Origin of the sequence: Octadecabacter ascidiaceicola (genome assembly GCF_900185015.1) — a bacterium.
GTDB lineage: Bacteria > Pseudomonadota > Alphaproteobacteria > Rhodobacterales > Rhodobacteraceae > Octadecabacter > Octadecabacter ascidiaceicola.
Window position 1 is genome coordinate 396,856 of record NZ_FXYD01000003.1, and the last position, 15,819, is coordinate 412,674.

19 protein-coding genes are annotated in these 15,819 nt (G+C 55.5%); 11 read left to right on the forward strand and 8 right to left on the reverse strand.

The window, feature by feature from the left end; translation table 11 throughout:
* The first annotated feature begins 280 nt into the window (after positions 1–280).
* From OCA8868_RS10865 to OCA8868_RS10880, 4 genes are read left to right on the forward strand one after another with little or no spacing between them, the layout of a single operon-like run.
* Positions 281–739: a RidA family protein gene (locus tag OCA8868_RS10865; protein ID WP_093996586.1), complete on the forward strand. Its 459-nt coding sequence runs from the start codon at positions 281–283 to the stop codon at positions 737–739.
* Positions 736–1,482: a glycerophosphodiester phosphodiesterase family protein gene (locus tag OCA8868_RS10870; protein WP_093996587.1), complete on the forward strand. Its 747-nt coding sequence runs from the start codon at positions 736–738 to the stop codon at positions 1,480–1,482. Before OCA8868_RS10865 ends, OCA8868_RS10870 begins: the two co-directional genes overlap by 4 nt.
* A gap of 30 nt (positions 1,483–1,512) precedes the next feature.
* A complete protein-coding gene (locus OCA8868_RS10875) occupies positions 1,513–2,697 on the forward strand; it encodes a GNAT family N-acetyltransferase (RefSeq protein ID WP_093996588.1) in 1,185 nt (394 codons plus the stop codon).
* Entirely contained in the window at positions 2,694–2,972 is a 279-nt protein-coding gene (locus tag OCA8868_RS10880) for a 4a-hydroxytetrahydrobiopterin dehydratase (protein ID WP_093996589.1), read from the forward strand. Before OCA8868_RS10875 ends, OCA8868_RS10880 begins: the two co-directional genes overlap by 4 nt.
* Before the next feature lie 36 nt (positions 2,973–3,008).
* Here OCA8868_RS10880 and OCA8868_RS10885 read toward each other — a convergent pair whose 3' ends face one another.
* Complete coding sequence (locus tag OCA8868_RS10885; protein WP_093996788.1) at positions 3,009–3,500, reverse strand: peroxiredoxin; 492 nt, start codon at positions 3,498–3,500, stop codon at positions 3,009–3,011.
* Between the two features lie 81 nt (positions 3,501–3,581).
* Between OCA8868_RS10885 and OCA8868_RS10890 the strand changes: the two genes are divergently transcribed.
* The 3 genes from OCA8868_RS10890 to OCA8868_RS10900 are packed head-to-tail and all read left to right on the forward strand — an operon-like array spanning position 3,582 to position 5,970.
* Entirely contained in the window at positions 3,582–4,790 is a 1,209-nt protein-coding gene (locus OCA8868_RS10890; protein ID WP_093996590.1) for an NAD(P)/FAD-dependent oxidoreductase, read from the forward strand.
* On the forward strand, positions 4,787–5,332 hold the full coding sequence (gene rsmD / locus OCA8868_RS10895; protein WP_093996591.1) for a 16S rRNA (guanine(966)-N(2))-methyltransferase RsmD: 546 nt from the start codon (positions 4,787–4,789) through the stop codon (positions 5,330–5,332). Before OCA8868_RS10890 ends, rsmD begins: the two co-directional genes overlap by 4 nt.
* Complete coding sequence (locus tag OCA8868_RS10900) at positions 5,329–5,970, forward strand: HAD family hydrolase (protein WP_093996592.1); 642 nt, start codon at positions 5,329–5,331, stop codon at positions 5,968–5,970. Before rsmD ends, OCA8868_RS10900 begins: the two co-directional genes overlap by 4 nt.
* Here OCA8868_RS10900 and map read toward each other — a convergent pair.
* A complete protein-coding gene (gene map / locus OCA8868_RS10905) occupies positions 5,967–6,776 on the reverse strand; it encodes a type I methionyl aminopeptidase (RefSeq protein ID WP_179214843.1) in 810 nt (269 codons plus the stop codon). The two genes, OCA8868_RS10900 and map, sit on opposite strands and share 4 nt — an antisense overlap.
* A 99-nt stretch (positions 6,777–6,875) precedes the next feature.
* A complete protein-coding gene (gene sfsA / locus OCA8868_RS10910) occupies positions 6,876–7,571 on the reverse strand; it encodes a DNA/RNA nuclease SfsA (RefSeq protein ID WP_093996593.1) in 696 nt (231 codons plus the stop codon).
* A gap of 40 nt (positions 7,572–7,611) precedes the next feature.
* Between sfsA and OCA8868_RS10915 the strand changes: the two genes are divergently transcribed.
* Genes OCA8868_RS10915 through OCA8868_RS10930 form a run of 4 tightly spaced genes read left to right on the forward strand, consistent with a single transcriptional unit; the run spans position 7,612 to position 10,555 of the window.
* A complete protein-coding gene (locus OCA8868_RS10915) occupies positions 7,612–8,334 on the forward strand; it encodes a competence/damage-inducible protein A (protein WP_093996594.1) in 723 nt (240 codons plus the stop codon).
* Positions 8,331–9,050 carry a GNAT family N-acetyltransferase gene (locus OCA8868_RS10920; RefSeq protein ID WP_093996595.1) on the forward strand — a complete coding sequence of 240 codons (720 nt, stop codon included), beginning with the start codon at positions 8,331–8,333 and terminating at the stop codon, positions 9,048–9,050. Before OCA8868_RS10915 ends, OCA8868_RS10920 begins: the two co-directional genes overlap by 4 nt.
* Entirely contained in the window at positions 9,051–9,620 is a 570-nt protein-coding gene (locus OCA8868_RS10925; protein ID WP_093996596.1) for a peroxidase-related enzyme, read from the forward strand.
* Entirely contained in the window at positions 9,617–10,555 is a 939-nt protein-coding gene (locus OCA8868_RS10930; RefSeq protein ID WP_093996597.1) for an OmpA family protein, read from the forward strand. Before OCA8868_RS10925 ends, OCA8868_RS10930 begins: the two co-directional genes overlap by 4 nt.
* Before the next feature lie 82 nt (positions 10,556–10,637).
* Here the strand turns inward: OCA8868_RS10930 and OCA8868_RS10935 are convergent, their stop codons facing one another.
* The 5 genes from OCA8868_RS10935 to OCA8868_RS10955 form a co-directional block, all read right to left on the reverse strand.
* Positions 10,638–11,543 (reverse strand): LysR family transcriptional regulator, encoded by a 906-nt coding sequence (locus tag OCA8868_RS10935; protein WP_093996598.1) that lies wholly within the window; start codon positions 11,541–11,543, stop codon positions 10,638–10,640.
* Between the two features lie 145 nt (positions 11,544–11,688).
* Positions 11,689–12,390: an SGNH/GDSL hydrolase family protein gene (locus OCA8868_RS10940; RefSeq protein WP_093996599.1), complete on the reverse strand. Its 702-nt coding sequence runs from the start codon at positions 12,388–12,390 to the stop codon at positions 11,689–11,691.
* 74 nt (positions 12,391–12,464) lie between these two features.
* Complete coding sequence (locus OCA8868_RS10945; RefSeq protein ID WP_093996600.1) at positions 12,465–14,483, reverse strand: NADPH-dependent 2,4-dienoyl-CoA reductase; 2,019 nt, start codon at positions 14,481–14,483, stop codon at positions 12,465–12,467.
* A 155-nt stretch (positions 14,484–14,638) separates the two neighbouring features.
* Entirely contained in the window at positions 14,639–15,028 is a 390-nt protein-coding gene (locus tag OCA8868_RS10950; protein WP_093996601.1) for a hypothetical protein, read from the reverse strand.
* Between the two features lie 9 nt (positions 15,029–15,037).
* Positions 15,038–15,811, reverse strand: coding sequence for a DUF6478 family protein (locus tag OCA8868_RS10955; RefSeq protein ID WP_093996790.1), 774 nt, complete (start codon positions 15,809–15,811; stop codon positions 15,038–15,040).
* Positions 15,812–15,819: the final 8 nt, after the last annotated feature.

Genomic DNA, 15,819 nt, shown 5'->3' on the forward strand with positions numbered 1-15,819 from the left:
CGCGCACCCGGTGCGCAATTTTTTCAGAACAGAATGTGACAATAGGGAACCTACGGCAGCCAAATGGAATTGAAAGGAGATAATACCTTAATGGAAAAATAATAGTAGTCGCGAACATCATATTCGATGATGACGCAAATACACCACTAATCGGACGCTGAATAGGCAACAGATCGCTGATGTACCCATGGAACCGGGCGCACTGAAGGCAAGGCCCAGCGATATTGCACGCGCCAAGCGAGACCGCTAGCGTCACGCGAAACCAAATTGGAGAACCACCATGTCAATCGAAGCCCGCCTTACCGAACTCGGTGTCACCCTGCCGGATGCCCCTGCTCCAGCCGCCAATTATGTACCTTGGGTTAAGACCGGAAACATGCTGTTCGTGTCTGGCCAGATTTCCGCGAATGCTGATGGTTTCATCACCGGAAAACTTGGGGAAACCATGACAGTAGATGAAGGCGCGGAAGCCGCTAAGTATTGTGCCATTAGCCTTCTGGCACAGCTTAAGGCCGGATGTGATGGCGACATTGAACGACTTGTTCGCGTTGTGAAACTGGTCGGCTTCGTGAACTCGACGCCAGACTTCGGCGATCAGCCGAAGGTCATTAATGGCTGCTCGGACTTCATGGTGGAAGCGCTCGGTGACAAGGGGCGCCATTCACGAAGCGCCGTTTCGGCGGCATCGCTTCCGTTTGGAGTTGCGGTTGAGATCGATGCAATTTTCGAAATCGAATGACCCTCCCTGCTTCATTTTTTGCACAGCCCTTTGCCCACCGGGCATTGCACGACGCGACTATGGCTGAGAACTCGATAGGTGCCATTCGCATAGCTGTGGCAGCTGGGTATGGCATCGAAATCGACATTCAGCCGTCAAAGGACGGCGTTCCGATGGTGTTTCACGACTATGACCTCGGGCGACTTACGCGCCAAGCAGGGCCGGTGGCAATGAGAACCGCGGCTGAGCTTGGGAAGATTTCCTTGTCTGGCGGCGGCGGTTGCATCCCGACGTTGTTGCAGGTTTTGAAAGCGGTTTCCGGGCGCGTTCCTTTACTGATTGAAATCAAGGATCAAGACGGGGCGCTTGGGCCTAATGTTGGCGACCTTGAGAACGCCGTTTGCGAAGACTTGAAGGGGTACGGAGGCGACGTAGCGCTGATGTCGTTCAACCCCCATTCGGTCGCGGCCTGCCGAAAGTTCGCGCCAGACTTGCCTCGAGGGATTACGACATGCCCCTATCCCGCAGAAGACTGGCCGACTGTGCCTGCCAAAGTGCGTGACGCATTGAACGAAATTCCTGATTTCGATCGCGTCGGCGCTTGTTTCATTAGCCATCAACAAGATGATCTAAACTCACCTCACGTCGCCGTGCTGAAGGAGCGAGGTGTCCCGATATTCTGCTGGACGGTTCGGAGTGCTGAAGTCGAAGCGCGGGCCCGCGAGATTGCCGATAACATCACTTTTGAAGGTTACCGTGCTTGACCACGCGCCCAGAGATGCCACTTCTTAGGTATGGACGGCGGTACAATTGAAATCACAACGCATACGTCTCTCGCGACGGTCGATCCCGCCGCGTGGGATGCTTGTGCATGCCCCGAAACCCAGAACGGACGTGCGATTGATCCGTTCACGACGTATCGTTTTCTGAAAGCGCTGGAAGACAGTGGCAGCGTTGGTGGCGGAACTGGGTGGAGCCCACATTACCTGACGGCTGAGCAGAACGGCGAGATGATCGCCTGTGCACCGCTTTACGGCAAAAGCCATTCGCAGGGCGAATACATGTTCGACCACAACTTCGCCCAAGCGTTTGAGCGGTCTGGTGGGCGGTATTATCCCAAACTGCAAATCGCGGTGCCGTTTACGCCAGCGACGGGGCGGCGGTTTCTGACACGTACAGGTCATGAGGTGCAGGGCATGGCCGCGCTGGTTCAAGGTGCGGTTCAGATCGCGTCTGATAATGAGCTTTCGTCGCTCCACGCAACGTTCTGCACCGAGGCCGAAGCCTTAGCGGGGACCGAGATGGGCCTATTGCAGCGCACATCGCAGCAATACCATTGGATGAATGACGGCTACGCGGGTTGGGACGGTTTTCTTGAGGCCTTGTCGTCACGAAAGCGCAAGACGCTGCGCAAGGAACGCAAGACGGCGCAGGCGTTCGGCGGCGAAATCGCCCAGTTGACGGGGGACCAGATTCAGCCCCACCACTGGGATGCGATGTGGGCGTTTTACCAAGACACAGGTTCGCGCAAATGGGGACAGCCGTATCTAACACGAGAGTTTTTCCAGATCGCACATGAGCAAATGCGTGATGACATTTTGCTAGTATTCGCAATGCAGGACGGTGTGCCGATCGCTGGCGCGTTCAATATGATTGGCCGCGAAACACTTTACGGGCGATATTGGGGCTGCACAGAGCATCACCCCTGCCTGCACTTTGAAGTGTGTTATTATCAGGCCATCGACTACGCGATTGCGCATGGTTTGAAGCGGGTTGAGGCGGGTGCACAAGGCGAGCACAAGCTCGCGCGCGGTTATTTACCCGTCCCGACCCATTCATTGCACTGGTTTAAAGATGCGGGTTTTCGCGGGGCCGTTGCTGAGTATCTGGAACGAGAACGCGCAGCGGTGGATGAGGAAATTGAAATCCTGACCTCCTACGGGCCGTTCAAATCCGTGAAAGTCGAGGAGCAAGAATGAGCGCCGAATTAGATAAAGTTGGACGCGATGCATTGGCAGCCGCGGGATGGGACGTTGGTGAAATGACCGCGCGAAAGGTTTTCAAGTTCAAGAATTTCGTTGAGGCCTTCGGATGGATGACGTCGGTTGCCATTGTCGCTGAAAAACTGAATCACCATCCTGAATGGTCGAATGTCTACAAAACCGTCGATGTTACGCTGACCACCCACGATACGGGCGGGCTGACAGATCTGGACCTAAAGCTGGCCAAGCGCATGGATGCTTTGGCCAAGTAGTCCGCCACGAACCGGATTGGTCCGTGGCGGAGGCACTTATTCCATCGCGTTGAGCAAGGCTTCGCCCGCTGAAATCTCGCACTCGCCTGGGCTTTTCTCTTCGTGGAGAATTTTCACTTCGCCGTCCATCACCAGCATTGCGTAGCGTTTTGAACGGTTGATCAGGCCAGCAGGTGGTGCGGTGAAATCCATGCCAATGGCTTTCGTGAACTCAGCGCTCGGGTCGCCGATCATTGCGATCTCAGCCTCGGTCGCACCAGTCACCTCGCCCCAATTGCCCATAACGAACGGGTCGTTGACGGACAGGCAGATGATCTCATCGACACCGCTTTCAAGGAATTCACTCTTGGTGCGAATGAAGCTTGGCACGTGGGCCGAATGGCATGTTGGCGTGAATGCGCCTGGAACCGCAAAGATAGCGACCGTGCGCCCTTCGGTCAGTGTTGAGACGGAAATTTGCTCTGGCCCCTCTTCGCCCATCTTCACAAGCATCACGTCCGGAAGTTTGTCGCCAACTGAAATCGTCATAAAGTGCCCCTTTCGGCAATTGCGTTCATCATGAACGCCAATATAGGGTCCATTTGGCAGCAACCAAACAGGAAACATCCCATGAGCCATATTGTTGTAATCGGCGCAGGCCAAGCGGGGGCCTCTTTGGTCGCAAAATTGCGCAACGAGGGGTTTGAGGGTGAGATCACCTTATTGGGTGCCGAAGCGAGCCCGCCGTACCAACGCCCAGCGCTGTCCAAGGCGTATTTGTTGGGTGAGATGGAGCGAGAGCGGCTCTTTTTGCGGCCACGGGAATGGTATGAAAACAATAACATTAACTTGCGCACGGGGACGCCCGCGGTTTCTGTTGATGCGGCCTCCCAGACGGTGACGCTTGAGGGGGATGAGGTGCTTTCCTATGACCACCTCGCGTTCACAACAGGGTCGCACCCGCGCACCTTGCCTGCGGTAATCGGTGGTGAGCTAGACGGTGTTTTCTCCGTGCGTGACCTTGCAGACGCGGATGCGTTGAAACCTGAATTCACTGGCGGTCGTCGTTTGCTGGTTATTGGCGGTGGCTACATCGGACTTGAGGCCGCGGCGGTGGCTGCCAAGATGGGCCTGCACGTTATCCTAGTCGAAATGGCTGATCGCATTTTGCAGCGTGTCGCGGCACCCGAAACATCCGATTTCTTCCGCAACCTGCACAGTGGGCATAACGTCGACATCCGCGAAGGCATCGGCCTTGAGCGGCTGGTTGGCGAAGATCACGTGACAGGTGCTGTGCTGTCTGATGGCAGTGAGATCGAGGTAGATTTTGCGATTGTTGGTGTGGGCATTTACCCAGCGACGGTGCTGGCGGAAAACGCGGGTGTTGCCTGTGATAATGGTATTATCACCGATGCGTTTGGGCGCACGTCTGATCCGAACATTTGGGCCGCAGGGGATTGTGCAACGCTTGATTGGCACGGTGCGCAAATCAGGCTTGAAAGCGTTGGAAATGCGATTGATCAGGCCGAAGTCGTTGCGCAAAACATGCTGGGTGCAGAGAAATCCTACGCCCCGAAACCGTGGTTCTGGTCTGACCAGTATGACACCAAGCTGCAAATTGCGGGGCTTAACCTTGGCTACACAGATGTCGTGACCCGTGAGACAGGCGATGCGCGGTCGCATTGGTATTACCGTGACGACACACTGATTGCCGTGGACGCGATGAACGATCCGCGCAACTACATGATCGGCAAACGCCTGATCGAGGCCGGGAAGTCCCCCGCGCCAAGTGTGATTGCCGACCCTGAAACGGATATGAAGGCCCTTCTGAGATCATGAGGATCATTGGCGGGCAGCATCGCGGCCTCACCCTTGCGAGTGTAGGTAAAGGTGACGCAGGCGCACATTTGCGCCCGACACCTGACCGTGTTCGTGAGAGTTTGTTTAACGTTCTCGTGGGCCACGGGCTGCCGCACGGCGCACGCGTGTTGGATTTGTTTGCAGGTACCGGTGCGCTTGGCCTTGAGTCCCTTTCACGGGGTGCGCTGCACGCGACATTCGTAGACAATGGGCGCGTGGCGCAGGGGCTTATTCGCGAAAACCTTGCAAAGGCGCGGCGCGTTGATGATGCGACAGTGCTGACCTGCGCCGCCGATAAACTGCCTGCAACGTCTACGCCCTGTGATCTGGTGTTTCTTGATCCGCCTTATGGGAAATTTCTGGGGGGTCCCGCGGTCCTAGCGGCGAAAGCCCAAGGGTGGATTGCACCAGATGCATTGATCGTGATGGAAGACAGCGCGCCGCAACCCGTTGCGGGGTTTGCGCAGGTCGATCTGCGCCGATACGGGGACACGCATATCACGTTGCTTAGGGCGCCATGACCCCTGAGTTGGTTGTCTTTGATTGTGACGGCGTTCTTGTGGACACCGAAGGCCCGATGTTTGATGTGTTCGCCAAAAGCATCACGGAACACGGTCTGCCTGTAACGCCCCACCAGCTGGCGACGGAATTCACCGGCGGCACCACCCCGATCATGCGCGACGAAGCGATACGGCGCGGTGCAAAATTACCCGACGGTTGGGTTGAAGACATGAACACGCAAATCCACGCGCGCATCGCGCAAGGTGTTGCCGTGTTCGACGGCGTGTTGGATTTGATCACGGCGTTAGAGGATGCAAATGTTCCGATCTATGTTGCATCTAATGGCACGATGAAGCGCATGGGGCTATCGCTTGGGCCATCCGGCATTTGGGACCGCCTTGAGGGGCGCATCCTCAGCCGTGAAACTTATCCGGCAAAGCCCGATCCCGCGATGATTTTGCATGCGCTGGCGCAAACGGGGGCGAACCCTGAAAAGTCGTTCATGATTGATGACTCGGTTCCCGGCTGCCAAGCGGGGATGAACGCAGGTGTGCAGACCATTGGGTTCGCTACGGAAGGGCAAGACGCTCAACTGGCCCAGATTGGCGCCACCGTTGTGAATACGATGGCGACAGCCCAACAGCTCATTCTTGGTTAGTACGTCGGGTGGAACTTGCCCGCTGGTGAGAGCGTAAAGATTTCCGCACCCGTCGCCGTGATCCCGACGGAGTGTTCGAACTGCGCCGACAGGGACTTGTCGCGTGTTACCGCAGTCCAGTCGTCTGCTAGAATCTTCGTCTCAGGGCGCCCAAGGTTCACCATCGGCTCAATCGTAAAGATCATGCCTTCTTCGAGAATCGGCCCAGTTCCGGCGCGACCGTAGTGCAAGACATTCGGTGGCGCGTGGAAAACAAGCCCAAGCCCGTGACCGCAGAAATCGCGTACAACTGACATGCGTTGCGCCTCGACAAAAGACTGGATCGCGTGGCCGATATCGCCGAACGTATTGCCGGGTTTCGCCACCTCGATAGACCGCATAAGCGCGTCGTGGGTCACATCAATCAGCCGCTTCGCCTTAACGCTTGGCTTACCGCCCGCAACATACATCCGGCTTGTGTCGCCGAACCAGCCGTCCACAATAACGGTGACGTCGATGTTGATAATGTCGCCCGCCTTCAACGCCTTTTCCCCCGGGATACCGTGGCAAACGACGTGGTTTACGCTGATACAGCTCGCGTGTTGGTAGCCCTTGTAACCGATCGTCGCAGAGGTAGCGCCAGCGTCATTGACCCACTGTGTAATCAGTCGATCCAGTTCACCCGTCGTTTGGCCCGGTGTCACATGTTCTGCGATGCGGTCCAGAATTTCGGCAGCCAAGCGGCCTGCGTTTCTCATTCCATCAAATTCGGCAACATCGTAGAGGCGGATTCCATCTTTGGTCAGCCGTGCTTTTGAACTTTTCAAACCGATTATCCTTCTTGCTTGTCCTCCAAATAGGACAAACATTCCCGTTTCTAAACCCCCTGCTTCATCTTGGCCAAAAAACTCGCCCCGTAGGGTCGGTCAGCCAAAGGGCAGTTGTTTTGCTAACGTGATGCCTTCAGGTGAGATTTCGCAGTCGAAACACATGACTTCAACACCTGCGGCCAAAGCTGCGTGGAATGCTTCCGCATAGGTTGGATCCAGATCAGCGGCGAGCGTTACACGATTGCAATCCGTGCGTTGCACCAAGAAAAGTAAAACCGCGCGGTGGCCTAGCTCCACCATCGCGGCCAAATCACCTAGGTGCTTGGCCCCACGCGCCGTGACGCTGTCAGGGAATTCTGCCAACCCAGTTTCGCGCGATAAAGTCACGGATTTGACTTCAAGGTAACAGTCGCGGCGCCCTTCGTCCGACAACAGAAAATCCACACGACTTTTTTCGCGGTATTTCACCTCGGGGCGGATTGTTTCATATCCGTCGAGCCCTGTGATTCCGCCCGCCAAGGCTTCAGCGACGATTCCATTCGCGGCGCCAGTATCAACCCCGACAAATGCTTGGTCCAGTTCAGCCAACCGCCAACCCCAGTCGAGCTTTTTCTTGGGGTCGTCGTTGCCTTCGATCCAGACACGCATGCCTTCGTCTTTTAGACCCATCATTGAACCGGGGTTCGGGCAATGGGCCTTCAAGACGCGGCCGTCTTCGAGTTGCACATCAGAAAGGAAGCGCATGTAGCGGCGGATCAAGCGGGCGGGAACAAGGGGTGTGGCAAAGCGCATGGGCCGCATTTATACCATTCACGAAAGCAGGAGAACCCGAATGCCAAACCCAACTGCCGCGATGCTCGTAATCGGGGATGAAATCCTTTCGGGGCGCACGCGCGATGCGAATATGTATCATCTTGCGGGTAAGTTGACTGAGGCGGGAATTGACCTCGTTGAGGTGCGGGTGGTGAGTGATGACGCACTGGCGATTATCGCTGCTGTGAAATCGCTGAGTGCTGCGTTCGATACTGTTTTCACGTCGGGCGGAATTGGGCCGACCCATGATGACATCACAGCCGATTGCATCGCGACTGCGTTTGATGATCATATTGATGTGCGAGACGATGCGCGTGCTTTGTTGCAGGCGCACTACGATAAGAACGGGCAAGAGTTGAATGAGGCTCGCCTACGTATGGCCCGCATTCCTGACAGTGCCACGCTGATCGATAACCCCGTCAGCATTGCGCCGGGGTTCACGGTGCAGAACGTCCATGTGATGGCAGGTGTGCCGTCGGTGTTTCAAGCGATGGTCGCCTCAGTATTGCCAACCCTGACGGGTGGAGCACCGCTATTGTCAGAAACCCTGCGCATAGATCGTGGAGAGGGGGATATTGCGGGGCCATTAGGGGAACTGGCTACCGAGTATTCAGACCTGTCGATCGGGTCCTATCCTTTTCAAAAGGACGGCAAATACGGAGCGAATATTGTAATCCGCGGGCAAAATGCAGAACGGATTGCATCGGCAATGACAGAATTAAAGGGCGTGTTTTCAACATGACGCCGGAAACGCTCACCTCCTTGATTGAAGCAACTTGGCCCGCGAAATCCTTACGCAAGGTAGATGGCTGGACAATCCGTGAGGGTGCGGGCGGTGGTAGCCGGGTCAGTGCTGCGACAGCATCTGTAGGTGCCCACTTGGAAAGCTACGAAATTGCCGCCGAAGCCATGCAAGCACTGGGTCAAACGCCTTTGTTTATGATACGTGCAGGGGAAGATGAGCTCGACGCGTTGTTGGAGCACGATGGGTACGTGATCAAAGATCCGGTGACCTACTACACCGCCCCGACGAATTTACTCGCCACAAAGCGCCCACCACCCGTGACGTGCTTTCAGGTTTGGCCGCCCCTCGCGGCGCAGGCCGAAATATGGGCGGAGGGCGGCATCAATGACGCGCGCCTTACGGTCATGCATCGTGTAACCGGTGCAAAGACAACCATTTTGGGTCGCCAGAACGACACGCCTGCGGGCACTGCGTTTGCTGCCATCCACAATGGCACCGCGATGGTTCATGCGATAGAAACTGCCACTGCGTTTCGCCGTCAGGGTTTAGGCCGTCATATGCTCACGGCGTTATCGTTCTGGGCCAAGGAGCAAGGCGCAGAAACGGTTGCGTTGCTGGTGACGCGTGCCAATGTCGGGGCCAACGCGCTCTACGCTTCCCTCGGGATGACTCCCGTGGGAGGATACCATTACCGCATCAAACCGGAGGCCTAGATGTCACAAGATTTACCAACCGCACTTAATCTGCCGCAAGCGGACCCGCTGCCGGACCACATTGCGAAGTATTTTGATGTTTGTGATGAAAAGCTCGGGTTTGTTCCGAATGTGCTGCGGGCCTATGCGTTTGATCCCGCCAAACTCGATGCGTTTACGGCGATGTATAACGATCTGATGCTGGCTGATTCAGGACTGTCCAAACTGGAACGCGAAATGATCGCGGTGGTCGTGTCATCCATCAATAAGTGTTTCTACTGTCTTACCGCGCACGGCCAAGCGGTGCGCGCATTGTCGGGTGATCCAAAGCTCGGGGAGATGATGGTGATGAACTGGCGTGTCGCGGATCTTGATGCACGCCAAACAGCAATGTTGGCCTTTGCCGAGAAAATTACCAAAGCCAGTGCAGTAACAACCGAAGCAGACCGTCAGTCATTGCGCGATGTTGGGTTTAGCGACCACGATATCTGGGACATCGCTTCGGTTGCAGGGTTCTTCAATATGACAAACCGCATGGCTTCCGCCACGGACATGCGCCCAAATGATGAGTACCATTCACAGAACCGATGATCCGTTTAACTGCCATCCTTTTTGCGACCTCGCTCGGCGTTAACTGCGCCGTTGCGGTGACGTTGGATATGCCGAGCAATGCGACGCTTGAAGCAGAAGATGTTGCCGGATTGGACAGCTACGCCATGCCGACCGGACCTTGGTCGCCTGATGGGTTTCCGATTTTGACCGGAACCGGAGAAGTGCGCCAGCAAGCGTGGCAGGTTAAGGCAGCTGGCCTAACGACATTGCAGCTTATGCAGCCATTGACGGACCAGCTCGCAGAGGCAGGTTTTGAGGTTCTGTTTTCCTGTGAAGATACTGAATGCGGTGGCTTCGATTTTCGGTTCGCGACACCTGTCCTTCCAGCCCCAGCTATGCACGTAGATCTTGGCGATTATCGCTTCGTTGCGACCCAACGTGTTGTGAATGGCGACACCGAATTACTTAGTATTCTGGCAAGTCGATCGTCGACCGCTGGGTACATCCAAATCACGCGCGTTGGCGCGAGCACGGCAGGACCCGTTGCAAGCGCGGACGCGCCCGCGACACTGGCGATTTCCACGCCGACGATCACTGGTGACCTTGCGCAAACGCTGGAAACGGTCGGCTACTTTGTTCTGTCTGATCTCACGTTCCAAACCGGCTCGGCGCAACTTGGCGAGGCGACGTTCGAGACGCTTGATGACCTCGCTGAATACCTTATTGCGAACCCTGAACGCACTGTTGCGTTGGTTGGCCATACGGATTCTGTCGGCTCGCTTGATGGGAACATCGCTCTTTCCAAACGCCGTGCTGGGTCCGTTTTGGAACGGCTTGTTACAACATATGATATCCCGCGACGACAATTGGAGGCCGAAGGGATGGGGTATCTCTCACCCGTCGCGACGAACTTGACCGAGGAAGGTCGTGAGGCGAACCGCCGTGTGGAAGTAATCGTCACATCCACTGAATAACCCATCATTCGGAACAAAAAAACGCAGCCCCGAAAGGCTGCGTTAAGTGAGGGCGTTGCACCCTTTGGGAAACTTATTCGGATTACCAGGCGTCTGGACCCTTTTCGGCAAATGCATTCACCAAGAAGTCGATGAAGGCGCGTACCTTAGGCTGCGTAAAGCGACCCGGAGGGTACACTGCGTAGATGCCTTGGGTTTCGACCGGAAGATCAGGGATCGCTTCTTCGACCAGACCTTTTTCCAACGCATCCGCATAGAGGAAGGACGGCAGGTAGGCGATGCCAAGACCGGAAATTGCGGCGTTCAACAGAGACTGCCCATCGTTAACTGTTAGCCAACCAGCAGTGCGTACTTGGCGCTTTTCGCCGGACGGTGCTGTCAGCTTCCAAACCGCGGAGTTCGCTTGGTTGGAATAGTGCAGCAACTTGTGGTCGTTCAGATCGTCGATCTTTTCAGGGCGGCCGTATTGTTCGAAATAACCCGGTGCCGCGACCATGCGACGAGAGGTTTCTGTCAACTTACGAGCCCGCAATGTGCTGTCTTCCAGCTCACCAATGCGGATCGCCATATCGAAGCCTTCAGAGATCAGTTCGACGTAGCGGTTGTTGAGAACCATGTTGACCGTGATGTCGGAGAATTCGCTAAGAAAGTCACCTAGGACGGGGGACAGGTGGTTTACGCCAAAGTCCGTTGCAACAGAGATACGCAATAGGCCGGATGGCGCAGATTGCATTGACGTCACGAGCGCATCTGCTTCGCCCGCATCATTCAGAACGCGGCGGGCACGGTCATAGTAAGCAAGGCCGATCTCAGTCGGGCTAACACGGCGTGTTGTGCGGTTTAGAAGACGTGCACCTAGGCGCGCCTCAAGCGATGAAACATGCTTGGAGACGGCGGACTTGGAAATCCCCATCTTCTTGGCTGCGTCGGTAAATCCACCTTGGTCCACAACAGTGGCGAAGGCTTCCATTTCAGTAAGGCGATCCATACACGGTCCTCGGTAATACGTCTCTTGTTCGAGGGTTTGTATCGCGGCGAAAAGGGGCAGACTTAGGGCGATGGCCTGACAATTGCAGGGTAATGACAGGACTGTTGCGAGGCGGGAAACAAGGAAAAACTGGGTTTCCACGGCTTCATTGCCTGCTCGCCCTTCTGATTTCTGTTGCAATCAACTGGCCAATCAACGCCGCGCCGCGTGGCGAAGGGTGCACTAAATCGGGCGCATAGGCGGCAGCATCACCTGGTCCAATGACCTTCCCACTATCAACAAAGATCACCGACGGGTTTAACGCAGCCATTTTGGATTGACGCTCTGCAAGCTCATCCAATTCTGAACGACAATGCGCAAATGGCCCGCCTTGGTCACTGATTGGATAGTATCCAAGCACGATGACCTGTGCCCCTTGGTTTGCAACCAGGCTAACAAACGTAGGAAACGCCCCTGCTGTGCCATCATCAGAAACAATTGCATCTATGACTTGCTGAGCCATTGGCGTCTGGCAAACAGAGTGCAAATCATTGCCACCGCCATCAACGATCACCCAATCCCAAGCACCTGACATATATTGTGTCGGAATACCCTGAGCACCTAGGAAGGTCGCGCCATTGACGGCCATGTCACTGATCCCAAGGTCGGTCGATTGACCAACGATATTCGGAATGGACTGGCCCGACCTGCGGTGCCAAGCAAGAATCGAATCTCCGACAACAATGATATCTGCATCACGATTAGCACTAGGTGGCGAAACAGTGCAGCCTGCCAACGTCAGTACCGCCGTAAGCAGTAGCATCCAAATCGTGATCCATGCTCTCGGGTTTCGCATCCAGGTTTTCATGAAGCTACGCTAAGCTTCATCAAGGACAGAGCCAAGGCGACGAGCAATACTACACGATAAAGTGCAGTCAAAGTTTAGAGAGACGCCACCAGCCGTGTGCCCTGATCAATCGCCCGTTTAGCATCCAACTCAGCCGCAACATCCGCACCACCAATAACGTGACAAAGTTTGCCGGCCGCCTCTAGCTCATCCGCGAGTGTACGTTGTGGCACCTGTCCGGCACACATCACGATTGTATCAACTTCGATCAATGTCGGGTTCTCGCGCGCTTCACCAAAGCTTACGTGCAGGCCGTTTTCGTCAATGCGTTCGTAGTTCACACCGCCGATCATCGTCACGCCTTTCATCTTGAGCGTAGCACGATGGATCCACCCAGTTGTCTTGCCCAACCCTTTGCCGAGCTTGGTTGCCTTACGCTGCAACAACGTCACCTCGCGCAAGGGAACATCCGGTTGCGGCCCCTCAGGGCGTACGCCACCGCGTGTTTCTGACGGATCGCCAACGCCCCATTCCTCAAGCCACTCTTCAAGGTTCTCAGTTGGGCTCTCCCCCGTCACCAAATATTCGGCGACATCAAAACCAATGCCACCGGCACCGATTATGGCGACACGTTTTCCGGCGTCGGCCTTACCGCGTAGGACATCGATATATGAGAGAACGTTTGCGCCGTCTTGCCCTTCAATCTGCGGGTCACGCGGTGAAACGCCAGTCGCTATGATCACTTCATCGAAGCTTTTTAGGTCATCTGCCGTTGCATCTGCACCAAGCTTCAGCGTTATGCCAGCTTTCGCTACCGCGGCGCGGTAGTAGTCGACCAATCCCCAGAATTCTTCTTTCCCCGGAACCTGTTTGGCCATGTTCAACTGTCCGCCGATATCATTCGCACGATCAAACACAGTAACGTTCATCCCGCGTTCAGCCGCTGCCAAGGCTGACGCGAGGCCCGCTGGCCCAGCGCCGACAATCCCGACGGACTTCGTCGACAGGGATAAAACCAACTCGGTTTCATGGGCAGCTTTAGGGTTCACCAAACAAGACGCAATCTTCATAGAGAATGTATGATCGAGGCAGGCTTGATTGCAGGCGATGCACGGCGCAATCAGCGCGGCGTCACCGGCTTCGGCCTTGGCGACAAAATGCGGATCCGCCAAGAACGGGCGCGCCATGCTCACCATGTCGGCGCAGCCATCTGCCAACACATCTTCGCCCACCTGCGGCGTGTTGATACGGTTAGACGTGATGATTGGAATATTTACTTCGCCCATCAGTTTCTTGGTCACCCAAGTAAAGGCACGGCGTGGAACGGAGGTCGCGATTGTCGGAATCCGCGCCTCGTGCCAACCAATGCCCGTATTCAGAATGTTCGCACCCGCCGCTTCAATCGCTTTCGCCAACGTCACGACTTCTTCCCACGTAGAGCCATTTGGGATCAGATCGATCATGCTTAGACGATAAATAACGATGAACTCAGGGCCTACGACCTCCCGTACACGTCGCACCACCTCAACAGGCAACCGCATACGGTTCTCGTAACTGCCACCCCAACGGTCTTCGCGCTTGTTGGTATGGGTGACCAGAAACTGATTCAGAAAGTATCCTTCGGAGCCCATGACTTCGACGCCGTCGTATCCGGCGTCTTTTGCACGGCTTGCCGCGGTCACCATGTCATTGATCTGCTGCTTGATACCGTCTTCGTCCAGCTCCGTCGGAGGGAACGGCGAAATCGGAGACTTAACAGCACTCGGGGCAACACATTCTTTGGAATAGGCATATCGTCCAGCGTGCAATATCTGCATTGCAATTTTGCCGCCAGCGTCGTGAACACGATCTGTCACGATTTTATGGTTGGCGATGTCTTGATCTGAAAACAAACCTGCGGCACCCGGGAAAACACCCCCTTCAGCGTTTGGAGCCATGCCCCCTGTAACCATTAAGGCAACACCACCGCGCGCACGTTCAGCGTAAAACTCCGCCACTCGGTTCCAGTCGCGTGTCTCTTCAAGACCGGTGTGCATTGACCCCATCAAAACGCGGTTCTTCAGCGTGGTGAAACCCAAATCAAGGGGTTCCAAAAGGTGCGGATAGGTCGACATGATTAGCTCTCCTAGAAATCCGTTTCATCCTGCCGAAGCTTGACGCGCACGTCACCTCAAACGCCGCGTCATCTTGTCTTTGTTTCGCAAATATCCTGGGGGAATCGCATAGCGATGGGGGCTAGCCCCCTCCCCGCCAGCCGCAGGCAATCAAACTAGTTGTTCGCGGTTTCGACGCAATGGCGGCGGAATGCCTTTTTCAGCATATCCAACTCAGCCCGCAGCAATGACATCTCGGAACGAATGTCTTCGGAAAGCGCATCACCGGCGATAATGGAAAAACTACCCAGAAGCCTGTCTTCGCTGCGATCACGTATAACAAACGTCTGCACACCGTCCGCGATGCGATCGGCCGGGATCGGAACGCTCACACGCCATGTTTCCTCAACACGGTCCTCTTCAACTTCGACACCATCGACTGGAAAGTCGAGATGCGTCACCTCGATATTGGGTTTCCAATCCACTTCGCGGCCGTGGTTCTTTAGCGACCCATGCCAGACGCCCTCAACGAGGCGCAATTTGGTCAGCACAATATTCTCAGACATAGCGCCCCTCTAGAGTTCCGCGCGTGGATGGCGCGAGAATGTAACGTCGCGGATCGTGACTTGGTTCATTTCTGGCCCTTCAAAGATCAGATCAATCCACATCGCCTCAACGCGCTTTTCGTTCAGTTTTGTGTAGGCCAAATCAAACTCGACCATCACTTTGTCACCATCCATCGGCAGTTCACGTACTATCTGCTCTGTGTTAGGTCCGTGTCGCACGTTTAGACGTGCAAAGATTTCCAGCGGCTTTTCAACCTCAACGATTGCGTCCATTCGCAGCAAATGCCTACGCAACAAGCCTTCGCAGGAGGCCTGCGGTAGGTTCAGCACGAGGCTCAGGAAAGAGCCGTCGAAGCGGAACACATCCATGCGCAGCCCAAACGGCGCCAAATCTGCTTCGCGCGTATTGCGAAGCTGGCGCAGTGTAAGCTCGGAAATCTGGCAATCGTGGAAAATGGTTACTTCGTCGCCCAACATCGTTTTGCTGTCGACCGAAGACATACCTTTAACAGGAAGCGCACCGCGCCAAAGTTGCGGGCGCCATGACCAGTCGGTTCCAGCGGGCTTGGGAAACGTCGACGACCCGATACGCGGCAGTGCCAAACGGCTGTCGGCGATGTAGGTAAGCTCGTCCAATTTCTGGCGCAAGATGCGGGCTTCGTTGCGTTGGTCGCGCAACAATGACAGGTCCGTAGTTCCAGCAGCGTTCGCAGCACGGGACCAAAACGCACGTACGCGCCGCGATAGCAGCTTTTCAAAGAGAGAGGTGCGTTGCTGTCCCATGACGGTCC

Coding starts and splice junctions, on each gene's coding strand:
- OCA8868_RS10955 (WP_093996790.1), bottom strand. CDS start 15,811: ATGGGACAGCAACGCACCTCTCTCTTTGAAAAGCTGCTATCGCGGCGC.
- sfsA (WP_093996593.1), bottom strand. CDS start 7,571: ATGCGCTTTGCCACACCCCTTGTTCCCGCCCGCTTGATCCGCCGCTAC.
- OCA8868_RS10875 (WP_093996588.1), top strand. CDS start 1,513: ATGGACGGCGGTACAATTGAAATCACAACGCATACGTCTCTCGCGACG.
- OCA8868_RS10865 (WP_093996586.1), top strand. CDS start 281: ATGTCAATCGAAGCCCGCCTTACCGAACTCGGTGTCACCCTGCCGGAT.
- OCA8868_RS10940 (WP_093996599.1), bottom strand. CDS start 12,390: ATGAAAACCTGGATGCGAAACCCGAGAGCATGGATCACGATTTGGATG.
- OCA8868_RS10950 (WP_093996601.1), bottom strand. CDS start 15,028: ATGTCTGAGAATATTGTGCTGACCAAATTGCGCCTCGTTGAGGGCGTC.
- OCA8868_RS10890 (WP_093996590.1), top strand. CDS start 3,582: ATGAGCCATATTGTTGTAATCGGCGCAGGCCAAGCGGGGGCCTCTTTG.
- rsmD (WP_093996591.1), top strand. CDS start 4,787: ATGAGGATCATTGGCGGGCAGCATCGCGGCCTCACCCTTGCGAGTGTA.
- OCA8868_RS10935 (WP_093996598.1), bottom strand. CDS start 11,543: ATGGATCGCCTTACTGAAATGGAAGCCTTCGCCACTGTTGTGGACCAA.
- OCA8868_RS10920 (WP_093996595.1), top strand. CDS start 8,331: ATGACGCCGGAAACGCTCACCTCCTTGATTGAAGCAACTTGGCCCGCG.
- OCA8868_RS10880 (WP_093996589.1), top strand. CDS start 2,694: ATGAGCGCCGAATTAGATAAAGTTGGACGCGATGCATTGGCAGCCGCG.
- OCA8868_RS10885 (WP_093996788.1), bottom strand. CDS start 3,500: ATGACGATTTCAGTTGGCGACAAACTTCCGGACGTGATGCTTGTGAAG.
- OCA8868_RS10930 (WP_093996597.1), top strand. CDS start 9,617: ATGATCCGTTTAACTGCCATCCTTTTTGCGACCTCGCTCGGCGTTAAC.
- OCA8868_RS10945 (WP_093996600.1), bottom strand. CDS start 14,483: ATGTCGACCTATCCGCACCTTTTGGAACCCCTTGATTTGGGTTTCACC.
- OCA8868_RS10915 (WP_093996594.1), top strand. CDS start 7,612: ATGCCAAACCCAACTGCCGCGATGCTCGTAATCGGGGATGAAATCCTT.
- OCA8868_RS10925 (WP_093996596.1), top strand. CDS start 9,051: ATGTCACAAGATTTACCAACCGCACTTAATCTGCCGCAAGCGGACCCG.
- OCA8868_RS10870 (WP_093996587.1), top strand. CDS start 736: ATGACCCTCCCTGCTTCATTTTTTGCACAGCCCTTTGCCCACCGGGCA.
- OCA8868_RS10900 (WP_093996592.1), top strand. CDS start 5,329: ATGACCCCTGAGTTGGTTGTCTTTGATTGTGACGGCGTTCTTGTGGAC.